Annotated in this window: 5 protein-coding genes and 1 pseudogene; 5 read left to right on the forward strand and 1 reads right to left on the reverse strand. The window is 63.4% G+C overall.

From position 1 onward, the window contains the following. From CV1CTNOD_RS10945 to CV1CTNOD_RS10965, 5 genes and pseudogenes are all read left to right on the forward strand, one after another. On the forward strand, nucleotides 1–405 hold a 405-nt coding region (locus CV1CTNOD_RS10945; RefSeq protein ID WP_207386343.1), incomplete at its 5' end, for a peptidylprolyl isomerase. A 31-nt stretch (nucleotides 406–436) separates the two neighbouring features. Then, nucleotides 437–646 carry a hypothetical protein gene (locus CV1CTNOD_RS10950; RefSeq protein WP_131786006.1) on the forward strand — a complete coding sequence of 70 codons (210 nt, stop codon included), beginning with the start codon at nucleotides 437–439 and terminating at the stop codon, nucleotides 644–646. 192 nt (nucleotides 647–838) lie between these two features. Further along, nucleotides 839–1,324 (forward strand): IS30 family transposase, encoded by a 486-nt coding sequence (locus CV1CTNOD_RS25670; RefSeq protein WP_207386344.1) that lies wholly within the window; start codon nucleotides 839–841, stop codon nucleotides 1,322–1,324. Nucleotides 1,325–1,818: 494 nt separating this feature from the next. Beyond that, nucleotides 1,819–3,045 (forward strand): IS110 family transposase, encoded by a 1,227-nt coding sequence (locus CV1CTNOD_RS10960; RefSeq protein ID WP_242606585.1) that lies wholly within the window; start codon nucleotides 1,819–1,821, stop codon nucleotides 3,043–3,045. 134 nt (nucleotides 3,046–3,179) lie between these two features. Next, nucleotides 3,180–3,455: pseudogene (locus CV1CTNOD_RS10965) on the forward strand (IS30 family transposase); the annotation flags it as partial. Here CV1CTNOD_RS10965 and CV1CTNOD_RS10970 read toward each other — a convergent pair. Further along, nucleotides 3,444–4,163, reverse strand: coding sequence for an ATP-binding protein (locus CV1CTNOD_RS10970; RefSeq protein WP_242606586.1), 720 nt, complete (start codon nucleotides 4,161–4,163; stop codon nucleotides 3,444–3,446). The pseudogene CV1CTNOD_RS10965 and the gene CV1CTNOD_RS10970 sit on opposite strands and share 12 nt — an antisense overlap. Between the last annotated feature and the right edge of the window lie 23 nt (nucleotides 4,164–4,186).

Here is a 4,186-nt window from a genome sequence, read left to right on the forward strand (position 1 = left end):
CAGCGCAGCCTGGACGGGAGCACCAGGGACGGCGGCGGTGCGCTCGGCGTCGTCACCGCGAGCCAGCTCGATTCCGGGTACGCCCCGGTCGCGTTCGCAGCCCCGCCCGGCGCCGTGTTCGGCCCGGTCCAGACCCAGTACGGCTGGAACGTCGGCAAGGTGATCCAGATCATACCACCGGCGCCGGCCGTGTTCGACCAGGTCAAGGACAGCCTGCGTCAGCAGGTGCAGCTGGAGCGCCAGCTCGGCGCCTGGCGTGGCTGGCTGACTGGCGCCATCAGGAACGCCCATGTCAGGTACGCCGCGGGTTACCGTCCCGCGGATCCGGACTCCCCGCCGCAGGACACCTCCGCCACCGCCGCTGTCCCGTCCGGGCAGGCTCCCGCACCGGCAGGCAGCCGGTGAACCGGGATCCGGATCCGGTCGCGAGCCCGCGATGGTGATCGCCATCGTCGTCCAGCTCGGCCTCGGCGCCGCCGTGTTCGCGATCGGACGATGGGGCCACAGCAACGCCGAGGCTCTCGTCCCCGCGCGGCCGCCCGACGACAACCGGGAGCGCCGGGTGCGAGCGGCCCGCCGGGGCGCGCTCGCCTGCCAGGTCGCCGGGGTGATCCTGGCGCTGACGAACCTCATCCTGCTGTTCTGAGTGGATGTTTCGTAGCCCTGGTGAGGATAAGCCGGGCGGGTTCAAACGGTCGTAGCGACGCTCCGATAAAATGATCTCGGTAGCGTCGACGGACTGGACGGTGGATGGCCTCGTACGAGCTGTTGAAGATCGAGGAGCGGGAAACCATCTCCCGGCAACTCAGCCTGCACAAGTCGGCGGTATATCGGGACGATGCTCGGCCGGCACCACTCAACAATATCCCGGGAGATCGACCGTAACGGCGGCACGACGGCATATCGCGCGGTCGAGGCACAGCGACGCTGCGAGGAGAATCTTGCGCGTCCGAAAGAACGCAAGCTCGAAGCGTTGCCACGGCTTCATGACGCGGTGAACGACGGCCTACGGGAAAAATGGTCACCCCAGCAGATCAGTAAGAGACTACGAGAAGACCATCCCGACGACGAGGACATGCGGGTGTCGCACGAGACGATCTACGAGTGTCTGTACCTCCAGGCCCGCGGTGAGCTGCGGACCGAGCTGACGGTCGCCCTGCGCCAGGGCCGTACCCGACGGGTGAACCGGTCCCGCGCGACCAAGACCCGAGGGAAGATCGTCGACATGGTCAACATCAGCGAGCGGCCGAAGGAGGCCGATGATCGAGCCGTCCCTGGATTTTGGGAGGGGGATCTCATCATCGGGAAGGGAAACAAGTCCTAGATCGCGACGCTGGTAGACCGTAACCACACGGTTCGTCATGCTGGTACGAATTCCCTACGACCGTAATGCCGAACGTGTTGCCTACCTACTCGCCAGAAAGATGGAAGAGCTCCCCGATTTCCTTCGTAACAGCCTCACCTGGGACCAGGGGAAGGAGATGGCCGGCCACGCCGATTTTACCGTGAGCATTCGTGGCGGCGTGCCGCCACCCGTTCGGATGAGAATTTGGCGGATTGGTTATGGATGCCGTTGGCTGGGTCTATTGATCGGGTGGTGCAGGGGTCTGGGATGATGGTGGAGTGCTGTCCGGATCGACATCGGCGCTCTCTGGTGCGAAGAGCCCGTCCATGAGTATGATCGCGGAGTGCCTGAGGCACCCTTTCTTGCTGTCACGAGCGCGTTCCTCAGTTTCTACATGTACAGGCCTCCCCGGGCAGCACGCTTCTGTCAGTCACTGTTTGGGAGGGAAGAGCCGTGGAGGTTCTTTTCCCGCGGTGCGCCGGCCTCGATATTCATCGGGACACGGTCGCCGCCGCCGTATCCAGGGCAGGTCGGGGCAGGCGAAGGTAGAGATACGGACCTTCGCCACTACCGGCGGGTCGCTGGGCCTGCTGGCCGACTGGCTCGCCGAGAACAAGGTGACGATCGTCGGGATGGAATCGACCGGCGTTTACGGGAAACCCGTCTACTACCTGTTGGAAGACCGCTTCGAGTGCTGGCTGCTGAACGCCGCGCATGTCCGTAACGTACCAGGCCGCAAGACCGATGTGGCGGACGCGGTGTGGATTTCCGACCTGGTCGCCCACGGCCTGGTCCGGGCGTCGTTCGTGCCCCCGAAACCCTTCCGGGACATACGTGATCTCACCCGCGCCCGGCGCACCGTGGTCGAAGAGAAAACCCGTGACGTCCAACGGCTGGAAAAAGTCATGCAGGACGCCGGTGTCAAGTTGACGTCCGTCGCCTCCCAGTTGCTGGGGGTGTCCGGCCGGACGATCCTTGAAGAGCTGATCGCCGGGGAAACCTCCCCGGAAACGCTCGCCGACCTCGCCCGCGGCCGGCTGCGAGGAAAGATCCCCCAGCTTCAGGAGGCGCTCGCGGGCCGTTTCCGTTCGGGCCATCACGGGTTCCTAGCCGCCCAGCTGTTGGAACGGATCGATCTGTGCGACGCCCAGATCGAGGAGCTGGACCACCGGATCGCGGTGATGCTGGCCCCTTTTCAGGAGAAGGTCGAGCAGATCATGACGATCGTCGGGGTCGGCCGGGTCACCGCCACCGTCCTGATCGCCGAGGTCGGGCTTGACATGTCCCGTTTCCCGACCGCCGGCCACCTCGCGTCCTGGGCTGGGATCTGCCCGGGGAACCACACCTCCGGCGGGAAAAGCAAATCCGGCCGGACCCGGCACGGCAACAGATGGCTCCGCACCGCTCTCACCGAGGCCGCGCACGCCGCCGCGCGAAGTAAGGACACCTACCTCGCCTCCCACCACGCCCAGATCCGCGGCCGGCGCGGCGTGTTGAAAGCGATCGGCGCGACCCGCCACGACATCCTCGTCGCCTACTGGCACATGTTCACCAACACGGACTACCACGACCTCGGCGGTGACTGGCATACCCGACGACGGCGCAACCCTGAACGCCGTAAAAAGACTCTTATCGCCGAACTCAAAAAAACTCGGTGTCACCGTCACAGTGGAACCAGTCGCATAACCACCAGCCACTGAGGCGATACACGTAGGAAGGCCGCTGCTAAATAGCGAACTAAACACCGCGACAACTCGCGCTGGAAGCCCGAGGCTCCCGACGCGATACCGCACGTCCGGTACCAGCCCTTCCGTGGCTGGGTAATTCACTCCTCAGAACCGGCATGCCGGTCTACTTCTGTGACCCGCATTCGCCCTGGCAGCGGGGCTCGAACGAGAACACCAACGGCCTTCTTCGGCAGTACTTCCCGAAGGGCACCGACCTGTCCTTGCATTCCCAGGCGGAGCTCGATAGAGTGGCCAAGGAGTTGAATGGCAGACCTCGTGAGACGTTGGGCTGGCGAAAGCCGGTAGAAATGTTCAACGAGCTGTTGGACGGCATGCGTTGCCATGACCGCTTGATTCCGCCCCCTATCCCATCATGTAAATAACCCAGAATCACGAGACACTAGGTCCCCGACCTCGTCGGAAACCGTCGGATAAGGTATCGAAGGCACCCGGACTGCGCACCAGACAACCTTTCCGCTGAACTGGGGATAATAGTACGCCCACCGCGTGCTCAGCGCGTCCACCAAAAATAGTCCGCGCCCCCTCTCAGCGGTCAGATTCTGATCTTCGAGTATCGGCTTCGCTTTGTTCCGGTCCCAGACCTCGATGACCAGGCTCACGCCGAGGCAGCTGAGTCGCACGAAGATGTCCTCCCGTTCGCGGTAGTCATCCTCGGCGTACTTTGACAGATAAATGGACGTTTTGACTGCGTTCGTGACGAGTTCGGACACCAGCAACTCGACCGTCTCGACTACATCGTCCCCCCATTCTTGCGCGGCACATGCTGCATATCGCCGCGCGGCACCGACGGATTCGTAACAGGACGCGAATCGTTGCCAATCGCAGTTGAATGGACGCCATCGCGGGTTGGACGGGACTTCGCCTTCGAGGATATGCAGGTCGCGGTCTCGGGCCGTCGCGGCGTCGCGTCCAACCACGGTTTCGGTCAGCGCGTCTGGGACGCAGTCTTCCCTAGTACTACAGCAACACTTGTCGGTGTGTCGTCGGCAACCCGCCGACGGCAAGCTTTGGTACGACTGAAGATCAGTTACATAAGCGCAGATCACAGGGGCGACCTGTCTTCGGATCATGGAGAGTGTTGCTGTAGTACTAG

Origin of the sequence: Protofrankia symbiont of Coriaria ruscifolia (genome assembly GCF_900634745.1) — a bacterium.
Taxonomy (GTDB): domain Bacteria; phylum Actinomycetota; class Actinomycetes; order Frankiales; family Frankiaceae; genus Protofrankia; species Protofrankia californiensis.